This window comes from Nonomuraea sp. NPDC001831, assembly GCF_042892035.1.
Lineage (GTDB): Bacteria > Actinomycetota > Actinomycetes > Streptosporangiales > Streptosporangiaceae > Nonomuraea.
Genome location: NZ_JBIATU010000011.1, coordinates 129,932 through 143,978, shown reverse-complemented (window position 1 = coordinate 143,978; position 14,047 = coordinate 129,932). Strand labels below are relative to the sequence as shown.

Below are 14,047 nucleotides of genomic sequence, written 5' to 3'. Positions count from 1 at the left end.
CCCGGCCGCCCGGCAGACGGTAGACGCCCGACGGTCACTTCCCGCAACGATAGTGAGCCTGCGCCGCCTAGCATGGACGCCATGGCCGAACCCCTTGACCCCGACATGTTCGCCGCCTGTACCCACGTCGCCCCCGTCCGCGTCGGCGACAAGTGGACCGCCAAGATCATCCGTTGTCTGGAGCAGGGCCCGAGACGCTTCACCGAGCTGCAGGTCCCGCTGCGCGGCATCACCCCGAAGGTCCTCACCGCGTCCCTGCGCGCCATGGAACGCGACGGCCTGCTCACCCGCACGGCCTACCCCGAGATCCCGCCCCGCGTCGAGTACGCGCTGACCCCCCTCGGCCGCAGCCTGCTCGCGCCCATGGCGGCCGGCTGCGAGTGGTCCAGGCGGCACCTGTCGGAGCTCATCGACGCCCGCGAGTCCTGGCACGCCGCCCACCCCTGACGGCCCCCGCGGAATCGATCACCGGCGCGGCGCGTTGCCCGCCAGGGACGGGCGGGCGGTTTTGAGCGCCGCGCGACACCCGTCGTAGTCTGGCTCTCTGGCGAAACGGACAGGAGGTGACGCCCCATGTTGCGAGACTCGTTCGGACGGGTGGCCACGGATCTGCGGGTGTCCCTCACGGACAAGTGCAATCTGCGCTGCACGTACTGCATGCCGCCCGAAGGGCTCGACTGGCTGCCCAACGCCCAGTTGCTGACGGCCGACGAGATCGTCCGGCTGGTGCGCGTCGGCGTCGAGCGGCTGGGCATCACCGAGGTGCGCTACACGGGCGGCGAGCCGCTGCTGCGGCGCGAGCTGGTCGACATCGTCGCCCGCACCACCGCCCTCGGCCCGCGTCCTCAGGTGCTGCTGACCACCAACGGCATCGGCCTGGCCCGCCTGGCCGAGCCGCTGGCGAAGGCCGGCCTCGACCGGGTCAACGTCTCCCTCGACACGCTCGACCCGGCCACGTTCAAGCGGCTCGCCCACCGCGACCGGCACGCCGACGTCATCGCCGGGATGGCCGCCGCCGACGCGGCGGGCCTGCGCCCGGTCAAGGTCAACGCGGTGCTCATGCGCGGCGTCAACGACCACGAGGCCGTGCCGCTGCTGCGCTTCTGCCTGGAGCGCGGCTACGAGCTGCGCTTCATCGAGCAGATGCCGCTCGACGCCCAGCACGGCTGGACCCGCGAAGGCATGATCACCGCCGACGAGATCCTCGAACGCCTCTCGGCCGCCTTCGACCTGACGCCCGACGACACGGAGCAGCGCGGCAGCGCCCCGGCCGAGCGGTTCCTGGTCGACGGCGGCCCGGCCCGGGTCGGCGTGATCGGCTCGGTGACGCGCCCGTTCTGCGGCGCCTGCGACCGCGTCCGGCTCACCGCCGACGGCCAGGTGCGCAACTGCCTGTTCGCCACCGAGGAGTCCGACCTCAAGACCGCCATGCGCGCCGGCGCCTCCGACGACGACCTGGCCGCCCGCTGGGTCGCCGCGGTCGCCCGCAAGCGCGCCGGGCACGGCATCGACGACCCGTCCTTCCTCCAGCCGTCCAGGCCGATGTCGGCCATCGGCGGCTGACGTGCCCCTCGACCCCCTCGACCCCCTCGACTTCTTCGACGCGGTCGTCCTGGCCGGGGGAGCGGCCCGCCGGCTGGGCGGCGCGGACAAGCCCGGCCTGGCCGTCGGCGGGCGTCCGCTGGTCGAGCGGGTGGTCGCGGCGGCGTCCGGCGCGCGCCGCACGGTCGTCGTCGGGCCGCGCCGGGAGCTGCCCGGGGTCGTGTTCACCCGGGAGGACCCGCCGGGCGGCGGGCCCGTCCCCGCGCTGGCCGCCGGGCTGCGCGAGGTCGACGCGCCGTGGCTGGTGCTGCTCGCCGGCGACCTGCCGTTCCTGACGGCCGCGCACGTGCGGGAGCTGCTGGCGGCGGCCCGTCCCGGCGCGGGGGCGGTCATGGTCGACGACGACGGCCGCGAGCAGTGGCTCGTCGGCGCCTGGCCGGTTGCGGAGCTGCGGGCGGCGCTCGCCGCCTACGCCGGGCGTTCCCTCAAGGGCCTGCTGGGCCCCCTGACCGGAACGCGGCTGGCCTCGCCGGGCCGGCCGTGGTTCGACTGCGACACGATGGACGACCTGAAGGAGGCTCGCATGAACGTACTCGCCGAGTGGACGGCGCTGGTGTGCAAGGAGCTGGGCGTCGACCCCGCCCGTGTGGACCGCGACCTGGTCCTCGACCTGACCAAGGAGGTCGCCCACGGGGTGGCCAGGCCCGCCGCGCCGCTCACCGCCTACCTGCTCGGGCTGGCCCAGGGCGCGGGAAGCGCCCCCGAGGACGCCGTCGCCAGACTGATCACATTGGCGAAGAACTGGGAGCAGGCGACCACCGAGACGCTGACTGACGGCTGACACTCGAACGAACTCTTGAAGTCAAGCCGACCGCTTCCTCCAGATTTCCTGTGAATTGCGAGGAGGAGGCCGGTGTAAACGATTTCGGGAAAGCGGTCCTATCGGACTCCGGCCGGCACGGGGGACTGATCGTCCAATGCAAAGGGCTGGCCAGGAAAAGGGCGACGCCGGGTGGTTACGGGGGCAAACCACCCGGCGTCGCTTCATCGGCGTTCCGACGGGGGCCCGGAACGCCGGCACCAGCACTCCGACGGGGGACCGGAGCGCTTGCCTAAAGCGTACACCTACAACCCATGGGATGCGTCAAGACTTAGTCACGACCCGATCTCGCGTCGATGCAGCGGTATCTCGGTTTGGTTAGCCTCGGGGGACTGAAAGTCGGGCGGTGGCGCGCCCTCGCTGCGCTCATTGGCCCCGATTACGGCAATGTATGGCAAAAACACTGCCCCGGCGATGAACAGCAGCCGGTAGGGCCACGGCACCGGCACCACGACCGCCAGGATCAGGCAGATCGTCCGGATGCCCATCTTGATCAGGTAGGCGACCTCACGCTTGCGGATGTCGGCCGTCAGCGAGGGTCTGGCGTCGGTGACCTGGTGGACGTCCGGCTTCTTGCGCCACCCCTTCATACCTTCCACGGTAGACCTCGTACGGGCAGGGCGCGACGGCGCGGCCGGGCGATGAGGAGGGTCATGCGATCATGGCCTTCGAGTAAGGAGGATGGGGAGATGACGGATCGAACGTATCGGGTCACTGAGATAGTCGGCACGTCGGGGGAGAGCCTTGACCAGGCCATCCGCAACGGCCTCCAGCGGGCCTCGCAGACCCTGCGCCACCTGGACTGGTTCGAGGTCACCGAGATCCGCGGCCACCTCGACGGCGGCGAGATCGCGCACTACCAGGTGGGCATGAAGGTGGGCTTCCGCCTGGAGGACTCCTGACCGTCCCCGGACGGCCCGGGGCCGGCGCCCCGGCCCGCTGACACCCGTCCCGGCCCCGGCCCGCCCTCCGGCCCGCTGGGAGCCTCACGGACGGCCGCCGGCACGACGACGCCCGCCGCCCCGCTCGATTCGCGGGACGGCGGGCGCGTACGGCCGTGATGGACGGCCGTGATGGACGGCCGTGATGCGGGCGAGGGTCAGCTCGCCTGGCTGACCGTCGACATGTTGAAGTCCGGCACCCGCACCGGCGGCATCACCGTGCGCTGGAAGTAGTCGTTCCACTCGCGGGGCAGCGTGCGCTCGGCCGCCCCCACCTCCGTGACGCGCCCGAGCAGGTCGACCGGGCTCTCGTTGAACCGGAAGTTGTTCACCTCGCCCACGACCTCGCCGTGCTCCACCAGGTAGACGCCGTCGCGGGTGAGGCCCGTGACCAGCAGCGTCTGCGGATCGACCGCCCGGATGTACCACAGGCAGGTGACGAGCAGCCCGCGCCGCGTCGAAGCGATCATCTCCTCCAGCGAACGGGCGCCCTCCGCCGGGCCCGACATGACCAGGTTGTCGATGCCGGGCGTCACCGGCAGCCCGCTCAGCTCGGCCGAGTAGCGGGTCTGGAGCAGCGACTCCAGCCGGCCGTCCCGGATCCAGTCGGTCGGGCCCAGCGGCAGGCCGTTGTCGAACACCGAGGCGTCGCGGCTGGAGGCGTGCGCGGTGACGAACGGCGCGCACGAGATGCCCGCGGCCCGCGGATCGCTGGACAGCGTGATCGGCAGCGTGGCGAGCTGCTCGCCCACCCGCGTGCCGCCGCCCGGCCCGGAGAACACCGAACGGCCGTCGAGCGCGTCCCTGGCGCCCGCCGACCAGTACAGGTAGATCATCAGGTCGGCCACCGCGCTCGGCGGCAGCAGCGTCTCGTAGCGGCCCGCGGGCAGGTCGACCCGGTTCTTGGCCCACTCCAGGCGCTGGGCCAGCGAGGCGTCGAGCGCGGCCACGTCGACGTCGGCGAAGTCCTCGGTGAACACGCCGGTCCAGGCCGACCGCTTCAGGTCGCCGGACTTGGCGTTGAGCTCCAGGCGGCCGGTCGGCTGGTCGTGCCGCAGCCGCACGCCGGTGGAGGTGCCGAGGAAGGTCGAGGTGAGGGAGTGCTCGGCGAAGCCGTAGAGCTTCCTGTCGCCGGACTCGGCGGCCGAGAACGCCTCGCCCAGCGCGGGCGCGAACCGCTCGAACACCCCGATGTCGGTCGGCCGCACCTCGTCGTCCCAGCCAGGGGCGGCCGGGCCGCCCTCGACCAGCGGGCGGGCGTCCTCGGCCGGCCGGGCCTCGCGGGCCGCCCGGTCGGCCGCCGCGACCACGTCGGGCAGCTGGTCGGCGCGCACGGCCGAGCGCGAGACCACGCCCACGCCCTGCCCAGCCACCGAGATCACGGTCAGCCGGGACGACCGGGCCACGCCGTTGGTGGTCAGCGTGTTGCCCGCGAAGCGCAGGTTGGCCGTGGAGCCCTCGTCCACCAGCACCACGCAGCCGTCGTTCGCGGAGAGCTCCAGAGCCCTCTCCACCATCTCCTGCGGAGTAGTCACTTGCCGCCCTCCTGCACCGTGTTGAGCACGCGCACGCCCCTGAACAGCGCCGACGGGCATCCGTGGCTGACCGGCGCGACCTGCCCCGGCTGGCCCTTGCCGCAGTTGAAGGCGCCGCCCAGCACGTACGTGCCCGGCCCGCCGACGCCGTCCATCGACTGCCAGAAATCGGTCGTGGTGGCCTGGTAGGCGAAGTCTCTGACCTGCCCGGCCAGCTTTCCGTGCGAGATCCGGTACGCCCGCTGCCCGGTGAACTGGAAGTTGTAGCGCTGCATGTCGATCGACCAGCTCTTGTCGCCCACGATGTACAGGCCGCGCTCCACGCCCGCGATCAGCTCCTCGGTGGAGGGCCCGCCGGGCGCGGCGGCCAGCGACACGTTCGCCATGCGCTGGATCGGCATGTGGCCGGGGGAGTCGGCGAAGGCGCACCCGTTGGAGCGCCCGAACCCCTTCATCAGCGCCATCCGCCGGTCGAGCTGGTAGCCCACCAGCACGCCGTCCTTGACGATGTCGAAGCTCTGCCCGCGCACGCCCTCGTCGTCGTAGCCGACCGTGGCCAGGCCGTGGGTGACCGTGCGGTCGCCGGTGACGTTCATCAGCGGCGAGCCGTAGACCAGCTCGCCGAGCTGGTCGAAGGTGGCGAAGCTGGTGCCGGCATAGGCGGCCTCGTAGCCCAGCGCGCGGTCGAGCTCGGTGGCGTGGCCGATCGACTCGTGGATCGTCAGCCACAGGTTGGACGGGTCGATCACCAGGTCGTAGTCGCCCGCCTCTACCGAGGGCGCGGCCAGCTTCTCGGCCAGCAGCTCGGGCAGCCGGCCCAGCTCGGCCGGCCAGTCCCAGCCCGTGCCGGTCAGGTACTCGTAGCCGCGGCCGACCGGCGGCGCGATGGTGGACATGTCGTCGAAGCCGCCCTCGTGCGCCTTCATCGCGTTGAGCGACGGATGCACCCGCACGCGCTGCTGCGTGGTCACGGTGCCCGCGGTGTCGGCGTAGAACTTCTGCTCCTTGACCTGCAACAGCCGCGCCGAGACGTGGTCGGCGCCCTTGAGCAGCCCGGCCGACCAGTCGGCCAGCAGCCCCACCTTGTCGGCGGAGGGCACCTCGAACGGGTCGACGTCGTAGTCGGAGACCCACACCGCGTCGGCGTGCACCGGCTCGGGCGCCAGCTCGATGGGCTCCCGGTTGACCGGCGCGCTCACCTCGGCCACCCGCACCGCCTGCTCGGCCACGGCCGCGGCGGCCTGCGGGGTCAGGTGGATGCCGGCCGCGAACCCCCATGTGCCACCCTTGACGACACGGACCGCGTAACCGAGGTCGTCGGCGTCGAGGGCGCCTTCGAGGCGGGCGTCGTACAGGCGCAGCGTCTCGGCCCTGACGCGTTCGAGCCGGAAGTCGGCGTGCTCGGCGCCGAGGTCGCGGGCGCGTTGCAGGGCCGCGTCCGCGAGCTGCCGCAGCGGCAGTTCCAGGAAGTCGGGATCGATCTGGCGCATGTCCACGATCCTAACCCTGTGATCTTGTACCACCCGGACAAGCGGATACCCGCAAGTAAGAGATAGCGTCAGATGCCATGGCACGCTCTGTACTCGTCACCGGAGGCAATCGCGGCATCGGCCTCGCGATCGCCCGTGAACTCGCCGCGGCCGGCGACGCCGTCGCGGTCACCTACCGATCGGGGGAGCCGCCGGAGGGTCTGTTCGGCGTCCGCTGCGACGTCACCAGCACGGCCGAGGTCGAGGCCGCCTTCGACAAGGTCGAGGCCGAGCAGGGGCCGGTCGAGGTCCTCGTCTCCAACGCGGGCATCACCCAGGACACCCTGCTGGCGATGATGAAGGAGGAGACCTTCACCGACGTCATCGACGCCAACCTGACCGGGGCCTACCGCGTGGCCAAGCGCGCCATCAGGCCCATGATGAAGATGAAGCGCGGCCGCATCATCCTGATCTCCTCCGTGGTCGGCCTGTCCGGTCAGGCGGGCCAGGCCAACTACGCCGCCTCCAAGGCCGGCCTGGTCGGCTTCGCCCGCTCCCTGGCCCGCGAGTACGGCTCGCGCAACATCACCGTCAACGTGGTCGCGCCCGGCTTCGTGGCCACCGACATGACGGCCGGCCTCGACCAGGAGGCCATCGTCAAGAACATCCCGCTCGGGCGGCAGGCCGCCCCCGCGGAGATCGCGCGCGTCGTCCGCTTCCTGGCCGGCGACGACGCCTCGTACATCACCGGGGCCGTGATCCCGGTCGACGGCGGACTCGGAATGGGGCACTGACGTGGGAATTCTCGAAGGCAAGCGGATCCTCGTGACCGGCGTGCTCACCGACGCCTCCATCGCCTTCTCGGTGGCCAAGCTGGCCCAGGAGGAGGGCGCCACGGTGGTGCTCACCGGGTTCGGCCGGCTGAGCCTGGTCGAGCGCATCGCCAAGCGGCTGCCCCAGACCCCGCCGGTGCTGGAGCTCGACGTCCAGGACACCGACCAGCTCGACACGCTGGCCGCCCGCGTGGGCGAGCACGTCGACGGGCTCGACGGCGTCGTGCACTCCATCGGGTTCGCGCCGCAGAGCGCCCTCGGCGGCAACTTCCTCAACACGCCGTGGGAGGACGTCGCCACCGCCCTGCAGGTCTCCACGTACTCGTTCAAGTCGCTGGCCGTGGCCTGCCTGCCGCTGATGAAGGAGGGCGGCGCGGTCGTCGGCCTCGACTTCGACGCCTCCAAGGCCTGGCCGGTCTACGACTGGATGGGCGTGGCCAAGGCCGGCCTCGAGTCGTGCAGCCGCTACCTCGCCCGCGACCTGGGCAAGCACAACATCCGGGTCAACCTGGTCTCGGCGGGGCCGCTGCGCACGATGGCCGCCAAGTCGATCCCGGGCTTCAAGGAGTTCGAGGAGAGCTGGCCCGAGCGCTCGCCGCTGGGCTGGGACCTCACCGACACCGTCCCGGCCGCCAAGGCGTGCGTGGCGCTCATGTCCGACTGGTTCCCCGCCACCACCGGCGAGATCGTGCACGTCGACGGCGGCGCGCACGCCATCGGCGGCTGAGCGCGCCTCACGCCAGGCGGTGCCTGCCGCTGCCCGCCGGGGCCGGCTCGAACGGGATCGACTCGCTCGGCTCGGCCCGGTGCCGCCGCTGCTGCACGATCCGGGTGGCCAGCACCGCCGACCCCAGCAGCACGATCGTCAGCACGGTGCCCAGCACGTCGTGAGCCGGCGGGCTGGGCCGCACCACCCGCTGGTCGCGCAGCGGCACGGCCAGCTCGCGCCCGAACGGGTTGGGCCACAGCAGCTCCACCCGCGAGTCGTCGGGATCGGCGGTCGGCTCCTCGGCGGTGACCGGCCGCTCGTCGTCCAGCGTGTACGGCGTGGGCTGCGGCTGCGCGGAGGGCGGCGTGGGCGGCTGGGTCGGCAGCGGCGCGGTGGCCTCGTCGGTCTCGCGCTCGCGCGGCCGGTCGCCCCGGCGGTGCCCGGCCTCGGTCTCCGGCCCGGTCTCGGTGTCGGTCTCGATCCCGGTCGAGGCCGTCGGGGTGGATCGGGGTGTCAGCGACCGGAGCACGCCCTGGTCGCCGCAGGCCAGCACCGGCAGGCACACGTCCTTCAGCGTCTCGGGCACCAGGTCGGGGTGGCTGGGGCTGGGGGAGGGGCGGTCCGATCGGGACGGTTTGCCGGGCCTGCCGGTCGGCACGGCGTCGCCGACGGTGCCGAGCACCTCGCCGGTGGCCTTGTCGACGCCCTTGGTCACCGGGTCGGCCTTGCCGCCGGTCACGTCGTCGACCGTGCCCGTGAGCGCGCCGACGACGTCGCACAGCGTGTCGGTGACCCCCGAGAGCAGGCCCCCCTCGCCCGGGCAGCCCTGGACGGCGGCGGAAGCGGCCGGCGCCCCCACCGGGATCGCCCCCAGCGCCACCGCGAGCACTCCGGCCGAGATCGCGGTCCTGCTCCCCATCCGTCCCCTCCTGTATCGCTTCAGGAGGAAATCCTTATGGACAAGGCCCGTCAGACGCAGGCTTTTTCCCGGTAAAGTTGCGATTCGGTATCGACTAGTGATACGCGAGTTGCGCTCTCGTTCGTCGTCAGTCGAGCGAGGACACGTCATCGAGCGCCTCCCGGATCTCGATCGGGAGCACGACGTCCTCGGCCGACAGTATCCCTTTGAGCTGCGTGTGGGTGCGGGCGCCGACGATCGCCGAGGCCACCCCCGGCTGGTCGCGGACCCACGACAGCGCCACCGCCAGCGGCGAGACGCCGAGCCCGTCGGCGGCGGTGGTGACCGACTCGACCACGCTGCGGCCGCGCTCGTCGAGATAGGGCCGGACGAAGTCGGCGAAGTGCGGCGTCGCGGCGCGGGAGTCGGCCGGGATGCCGGTGCGGTACTTGCCGGTCAGCACCCCCCGGCCGAGCGGCGACCAGGCCAGCACGCCGACGTCGAGGTGGGCGGCGGCGGGCAGCAGCTCGCGCTCGGGCTCGCGGGCCAGCAACGAGTACTCGACCTGGGCCGAGGTGATCGGGATGCGGCCGGGGACCGACTTCTGGGTGACCGCGGCGGCGGCGAGCTGCCAGCCCGCGTAATCGCACACGCCGGCGTAGACGGCCCGGCCGGAGGAGACGATCGCGTCGAGGGCGGCCAGGGTCTCCTCCAGCGGCACCTCGGCGTCGTAGGTGTGCAGCTGCCACAGGTCGACGTAGTCGAGGCCGAGCCGGTTGAGCGACTCGTCGACGGCGGCGATCAGGTGGCGCCTGGAGGCGTCGCGCGGCCGGCGGCCGGTCGGGGTGACCACGGCCTTGGTGGAGATCACCAGTTCCGAGCGCGGCACGGAGTCGCGCAGCATGCGGCCGAGCAGCCGCTCGGAGTCGCCGCCGGTGTAGACGTCGGCGGTGTCGACGAGGGTGCCGCCCGCGTCGAGGAACGAACGGAGCTGGGCGGCCGCCTCCTCCGGGTCGGTGTCACGGCCCCAGGTCATCGTGCCGAGCCCCAGCCGGGACACCGACAGGCCGCTGCGGCCGACATAGCGCTGCTCCATGATCCCGCCAGGTTACCAAGAACGGGCCCGCCCGCCAGTCCGCCGCTCCAATGTCCTGCCTGGTGAGGAGCGTGGCGGCGGGTGGATGCGAAGTTTTCTCGCAGGTGCGTGAAACATGGTGATCCGCGCCTGCGACACTTGCTGGTGTGACCACCCTTCTGCTGGCCCGCCACGGGCTGACCGACCTCACCGGGCCGGTGCTGGCCGGGCGCACCCCAGGGGTGCACCTGAGCGAGGCCGGGCGGGCGCAGGCCGAGGCGCTGGCCGGCCGCATTGCCGGGGTCCGGCTCGACGCCGTCGTCTCCAGCCCGCTCGAACGCTGCCGGGAGACCGCCGAGGCCGTCGCCAAGGGCCGCGGGGCGGACGTGCTCGTCGACGAGCGGCTGATCGAGTGCGGTTACGGCACCTGGACGGGCCGCCCGCTCAAGGAGCTCGCGCAGGAGCCGCTCTGGCAGACCGTGCAGGCGCATCCCAGTGCGGTGACATTTCCGGAAGGGGAGTCGCTGGCCGATATGCAACATCGGGCGGTCGCCGCGGTCCGGGAGTGGAATCGACGCCTCGGGTTGAAGGGTGTCTACCTGGCGTGCACCCACGGAGACGTCATCAAGGCGATCGTGGCGGACGCTCTGGGGCTGCACCTCGATCATTTTCAGCGGATAACAGCCGATCCTGCGGCCCTCACCGTGATTCGCTATGCCCCCTTGCGTCCCTTTGTTCTCAGGATTAACGATATGGGGGAATTGCGGTTGCCCGAGGATTCGGAGGAGAAAGACGGGGGAGAAAACATCACCGGGAGCGATGCCGCCGTCGGCGGTGGACCCGGGACCACGTAAGGTCAGGCTATGCCGGTCTTCGACTACGACCCACCGGAGAGGTTCGTCGCCGGCGCCCTGGGGCAGCCGGGCGCGCGGGTCTTTTTTCTGCAGGCCAGGGCCGAGGGCAGACTGACCACCGTGGCGCTGGAGAAGCTGCAGGTGGCTGCGCTCGCGGGCAGGCTCGACGAGCTGCTCGACGAGGTTCTGCGGCTGAGCGGAGGCACCGCGCACGTGCCCGCGCTGGCTCCGGCCGACCTGGCCGACGACGCCCCCCTCGACGTGCCGGTCGCGGAGGACTTCCGGGTCGGCACCATGGCGCTGGCCTGGGACGACGACAAGTCCCAGGTGGTGATCGAGGCCCAGGAGGTCATCGACGAGGAGGACCTCGACGGCCCCGACCCCGCCGTGCTGCGGGTGCGGATCAGCGCCGGCGCCGCACGGGCCTTCACCCGCAGGGCGCTCCAGATCGTGGCGGCGGGCCGGCCTCCCTGTCCCCTGTGCGGGCAGCCGCTCGACGCCGAAGGCCATGTCTGCGTCCGACTCAACGGCTACCGCGGGGGTGAGGCGGCTTCATGACCGCTCCTGAGAGCGAACCGGCCGTCAAGCCACCACAGGGGCCGATCATGCAGGAGGAGGAGGCGCTCACGCTGCTGCGCGACGGGCGCCTGGAGGTGGCCGGCCGCCTGGTCGAGGCCACCAACATGACCCTCTACTGCTCGATCAAGCTGGGCGGCCGCAGCGCCGCCTGCGTCTACAAGCCCGTGCGCGGCGAGCGCCCCCTGTGGGACTTCCCCGACGGCACCCTCGCCGCCCGTGAGGTGGCCGCCTACGAGGTCTCCCAGGCGACCGGATGGCGCATCGTGCCGCCGACCGTCTACCGCGAGGGCCCGTTCGGGCCCGGCATGTGCCAGCTGTGGATCGACACCGAGCGCGAGATCGACCTGATGCGGCTGGTCAAGAGCCGCAACCCGGTGGTGCGCCGGATGGCGGTGTTCGACGCGGTGGTCAACAACGCCGACCGCAAGGGCGGTCACCTGCTGCCGCTGCCGACCGGACACGTCTACGGCGTCGACCACGGCGTCTGCTTCTCGGTCGAGGACAAACTGCGGACCGTGCTGTGGCAGTGGCGGGGCAAGCCGCTGGCGCGGGAGGCGGTGGCGGTGCTGGCCAAGCTGGAGCGCGACCTGGAGTCGGGCTCGCTGGGGCGGCGGCTGCGCGAGCTGCTCACGCTGGCCGAGGTGGAGGCCACCTGGCGGCGGGTCAGGCGGCTGCTGGACACCGGCGTGCATCCGTACCCGTCGGAAGGGTGGCCGGCCGTTCCCTGGCCCCCCATCTGAGAACTGGTGCGGGTTTTATACCCTTTGCCGCATGTGCACGCTGATCGTGAGAACCGGGGAGCCGCTGACCCTCATGGGCGTGCGGGACGAGCTCACCGACCGCCCCTGGGAGGCGCCCGGGGAGCACTGGCCCGAGCATCCCGGGGTGATCGGCGGCCGTGACCTCAAGGGCGGCGGCACCTGGATGGCCGTCTCCCCGTCCGCCTGCCGCGCCGCCGCCCTCCTCAACGGCCACGGCAGGCAGGCCCCCGAGACCACCCGGGTCTCCCGCGGCGACCTGGCCCTGCTCGCGGTGTCCACGGGCGGCGTCCCGGACGTCGACCTGACCCGCTACGACCCCTTCCACCTCGTGCTCGCCGACCTGTCCCAGGTGCGGCTGTTCAGCTGGGACGGCGACCGCCTCACCGCCTCCGCCCTGCCCGAGGGCACCAGCATGGTCGTCAACACCGGCCTCGACCCGGACGCCGGCCGCGTACGGGCCCACCTGCCGCGCTTCGCGAGCGCGCCCGACTGGGCCGAGCTGATCACCGGCGCGCACTCCGACCGGCCGGACGCCCTCCTGGTGCGCAACACCCTGCCCGACGGCCGCGTCTACGCCTCGCTGTCGGTGATGCGGGTCACCCTGGGCCAGGACGACACCGCCTACGAGTTCACGGACCTTACGGCACGGATAGGCTCAAAGGCATGAGATCGTGGTCTGCCCAGAACATCCCCAAGCTCCCAGGTGAGAGCATTCCGCTGCGTCTCTACGACACGACGACGAGGCAGGTGCGGCAGACCGATCCCGGCCCCACCGCCCGGATGTACGTCTGCGGCATCACCCCCTACGACGCCACCCACCTCGGCCACGCCAACACCTACCACGCCTTCGACCTGGTGGGCCGGATGTGGCGGGACGCCGGGCACGAGGTCCACTACACCCAGAACGCCACCGACGTGGACGACCCGCTGCTGGAACGGGCCGCCCAGACCGGCATCGACTGGCAGGAACTGGCCGAGCGCGAGATCGAGCTGTTCCGCACCGACATGGAGGCCCTGCGCATCCTGCCGCCGCGCGAGTACGTCGGCGTCACCGAGGTCGTGGGCCACGTCGCCGACCTGATCACCGAGCTGGCCGCCAAGGGCTGCACCTACGACCTCGACGGCGACGTCTACTTCAAGGTGGCCGACGCCCCCAAGTTCGGCCAGGTGTCCGGCTACGACGAGGCCGAGATGCTGGCCCTGTCCGCCGAGCGCGGCGGCGACCCCGACCGGCCGGGCAAGCGGCACCCGCTCGACTGGCTGCTGTGGCGGGCCGAGCGGCCCGGCGAGCCGGCCTGGGAGAGCAGCCTGGGCCGGGGGCGTCCCGGCTGGCACATCGAGTGCACCGCGATCGCGCTGCGCAACCTCGGCCCCGGCTACGACGTGGCGGGCGGCGGCTCCGACCTGATCTTCCCGCACCACGAGTGCGGCGCCTCCGAGGGGCACGCGGCCACGGGGGAGTGGCCGTTCGCCAAGTTCTACACGCACGCGGGCATGGTGGCGCTCGACGGCGAGAAGATGTCGAAGTCCAGGGGCAACCTGGTGTTCGTCAGCCGGCTGCGGCAGCAGCACGACCCGATGGCCGTGCGGCTCGTCCTGCTGGCCCACCACTACCGGGAGGACTGGGAGTACACGCCCGGCCAGCTCGCCGCCGCCGAGCGCCGGCTCGCGCTGTGGCGCTCGGCCGTCGCCCTGCAGGGCGCGCCGCGCGCGGAGGAACTGCTGGCCACGGTCCGCGAGCGGATGGCCGACGACCTCGACTCGCCGGGCGCGCTGGCCGCGATCGACGCCTGGGCCGAGCGGGCGCTGGCCGAGGGCGGGCCGCAGCAGCCCGGCCTGGTCAAGGACCTGACCGACGCCCTGCTCGGCATCGCCCTCTGACGAACCGCTCTCCGTACGACCGCCTTCCGCACGACCGCCTTCCGCACGACCGCCTTCTGCACGACCGCCTTCTGCACGACCGCCTTCCGT

Annotated in this window: 16 protein-coding genes; 11 read left to right on the top strand and 5 right to left on the bottom strand. The window is 72.2% G+C overall.

What is annotated here, in order from left to right:
- Positions 1-81 precede the first annotated feature (81 nt).
- From ACFYYW_RS31600 to ACFYYW_RS31590, 3 genes are all read left to right on the top strand, one after another.
- Positions 82-447 carry a helix-turn-helix domain-containing protein gene (locus ACFYYW_RS31600; RefSeq protein WP_352330878.1) on the top strand — a complete coding sequence of 122 codons (366 nt, stop codon included), beginning with the start codon at positions 82-84 and terminating at the stop codon, positions 445-447.
- 126 nt (positions 448-573) lie between these two features.
- A complete protein-coding gene (gene moaA / locus ACFYYW_RS31595; RefSeq protein WP_352330876.1) occupies positions 574-1,563 on the top strand; it encodes a GTP 3',8-cyclase MoaA in 990 nt (329 codons plus the stop codon).
- 1 nt (position 1,564) lies between these two features.
- Positions 1,565-2,383, top strand: coding sequence for an NTP transferase domain-containing protein (locus ACFYYW_RS31590; RefSeq protein WP_387654020.1), 819 nt, complete (start codon positions 1,565-1,567; stop codon positions 2,381-2,383).
- Positions 2,384-2,697: 314 nt separating this feature from the next.
- Here the strand turns inward: ACFYYW_RS31590 and ACFYYW_RS31585 are convergent, their stop codons facing one another.
- The gene (locus tag ACFYYW_RS31585) at positions 2,698-3,012 is read right to left on the bottom strand and encodes a DUF3099 domain-containing protein (protein WP_352331545.1); all 315 of its coding nucleotides are present in this window, start codon (positions 3,010-3,012) and stop codon (positions 2,698-2,700) included.
- Positions 3,013-3,111: 99 nt separating this feature from the next.
- Here ACFYYW_RS31585 and ACFYYW_RS31580 point away from each other — a divergent pair, with 99 nt between their 5' ends.
- Positions 3,112-3,324 carry a dodecin gene (locus ACFYYW_RS31580; protein ID WP_125642491.1) on the top strand — a complete coding sequence of 71 codons (213 nt, stop codon included), beginning with the start codon at positions 3,112-3,114 and terminating at the stop codon, positions 3,322-3,324.
- Between the two features lie 197 nt (positions 3,325-3,521).
- Here the strand turns inward: ACFYYW_RS31580 and ACFYYW_RS31575 are convergent, their stop codons facing one another.
- Positions 3,522-4,880: a metallopeptidase TldD-related protein gene (locus ACFYYW_RS31575; protein WP_352327884.1), complete on the bottom strand. Its 1,359-nt coding sequence runs from the start codon at positions 4,878-4,880 to the stop codon at positions 3,522-3,524.
- 14 nt (positions 4,881-4,894) lie between these two features.
- Positions 4,895-6,388, bottom strand: a complete 1,494-nt coding sequence (locus ACFYYW_RS31570) for a TldD/PmbA family protein (protein WP_352327883.1) — start codon at positions 6,386-6,388, stop codon at positions 4,895-4,897.
- Between the two features lie 77 nt (positions 6,389-6,465).
- Here ACFYYW_RS31570 and ACFYYW_RS31565 point away from each other — a divergent pair, with 77 nt between their 5' ends.
- Both ACFYYW_RS31565 and fabI read left to right on the top strand, forming a co-directional pair.
- Positions 6,466-7,161, top strand: coding sequence for a beta-ketoacyl-ACP reductase (locus ACFYYW_RS31565; RefSeq protein ID WP_352327882.1), 696 nt, complete (start codon positions 6,466-6,468; stop codon positions 7,159-7,161).
- A 1-nt stretch (position 7,162) separates the two neighbouring features.
- Positions 7,163-7,927, top strand: a complete 765-nt coding sequence (fabI, locus tag ACFYYW_RS31560) for an enoyl-ACP reductase FabI (RefSeq protein ID WP_352327881.1) — start codon at positions 7,163-7,165, stop codon at positions 7,925-7,927.
- A gap of 7 nt (positions 7,928-7,934) precedes the next feature.
- Here fabI and ACFYYW_RS31555 read toward each other — a convergent pair whose 3' ends face one another.
- Positions 7,935-8,828, bottom strand: a complete 894-nt coding sequence (locus tag ACFYYW_RS31555) for a hypothetical protein (RefSeq protein ID WP_387654015.1) — start codon at positions 8,826-8,828, stop codon at positions 7,935-7,937.
- Between the two features lie 127 nt (positions 8,829-8,955).
- Positions 8,956-9,903 (bottom strand): aldo/keto reductase, encoded by a 948-nt coding sequence (locus tag ACFYYW_RS31550; protein ID WP_352327879.1) that lies wholly within the window; start codon positions 9,901-9,903, stop codon positions 8,956-8,958.
- A gap of 146 nt (positions 9,904-10,049) precedes the next feature.
- On the opposite strand from ACFYYW_RS31550, the gene ACFYYW_RS31545 reads away from it, so the two are divergent.
- The 5 genes from ACFYYW_RS31545 to mshC are packed head-to-tail and all read left to right on the top strand — an operon-like array spanning position 10,050 to position 13,957.
- Positions 10,050-10,736, top strand: a complete 687-nt coding sequence (locus ACFYYW_RS31545) for a histidine phosphatase family protein (RefSeq protein WP_352327878.1) — start codon at positions 10,050-10,052, stop codon at positions 10,734-10,736.
- Between the two features lie 9 nt (positions 10,737-10,745).
- Entirely contained in the window at positions 10,746-11,294 is a 549-nt protein-coding gene (locus tag ACFYYW_RS31540; RefSeq protein ID WP_352363409.1) for a DUF3090 domain-containing protein, read from the top strand.
- Positions 11,291-12,055, top strand: a complete 765-nt coding sequence (locus ACFYYW_RS31535; RefSeq protein ID WP_352327876.1) for an SCO1664 family protein — start codon at positions 11,291-11,293, stop codon at positions 12,053-12,055. The genes ACFYYW_RS31540 and ACFYYW_RS31535 overlap by 4 nt, the downstream gene beginning before the upstream one ends.
- Positions 12,056-12,086: 31 nt before the next feature.
- The gene (locus ACFYYW_RS31530; protein ID WP_352327875.1) at positions 12,087-12,743 is read left to right on the top strand and encodes an NRDE family protein; all 657 of its coding nucleotides are present in this window, start codon (positions 12,087-12,089) and stop codon (positions 12,741-12,743) included.
- Positions 12,740-13,957, top strand: a complete 1,218-nt coding sequence (mshC, locus tag ACFYYW_RS31525; RefSeq protein WP_364392907.1) for a cysteine--1-D-myo-inosityl 2-amino-2-deoxy-alpha-D-glucopyranoside ligase — start codon at positions 12,740-12,742, stop codon at positions 13,955-13,957. The genes ACFYYW_RS31530 and mshC overlap by 4 nt, the downstream gene beginning before the upstream one ends.
- The last annotated feature ends 90 nt before the right edge of the window (positions 13,958-14,047 follow it).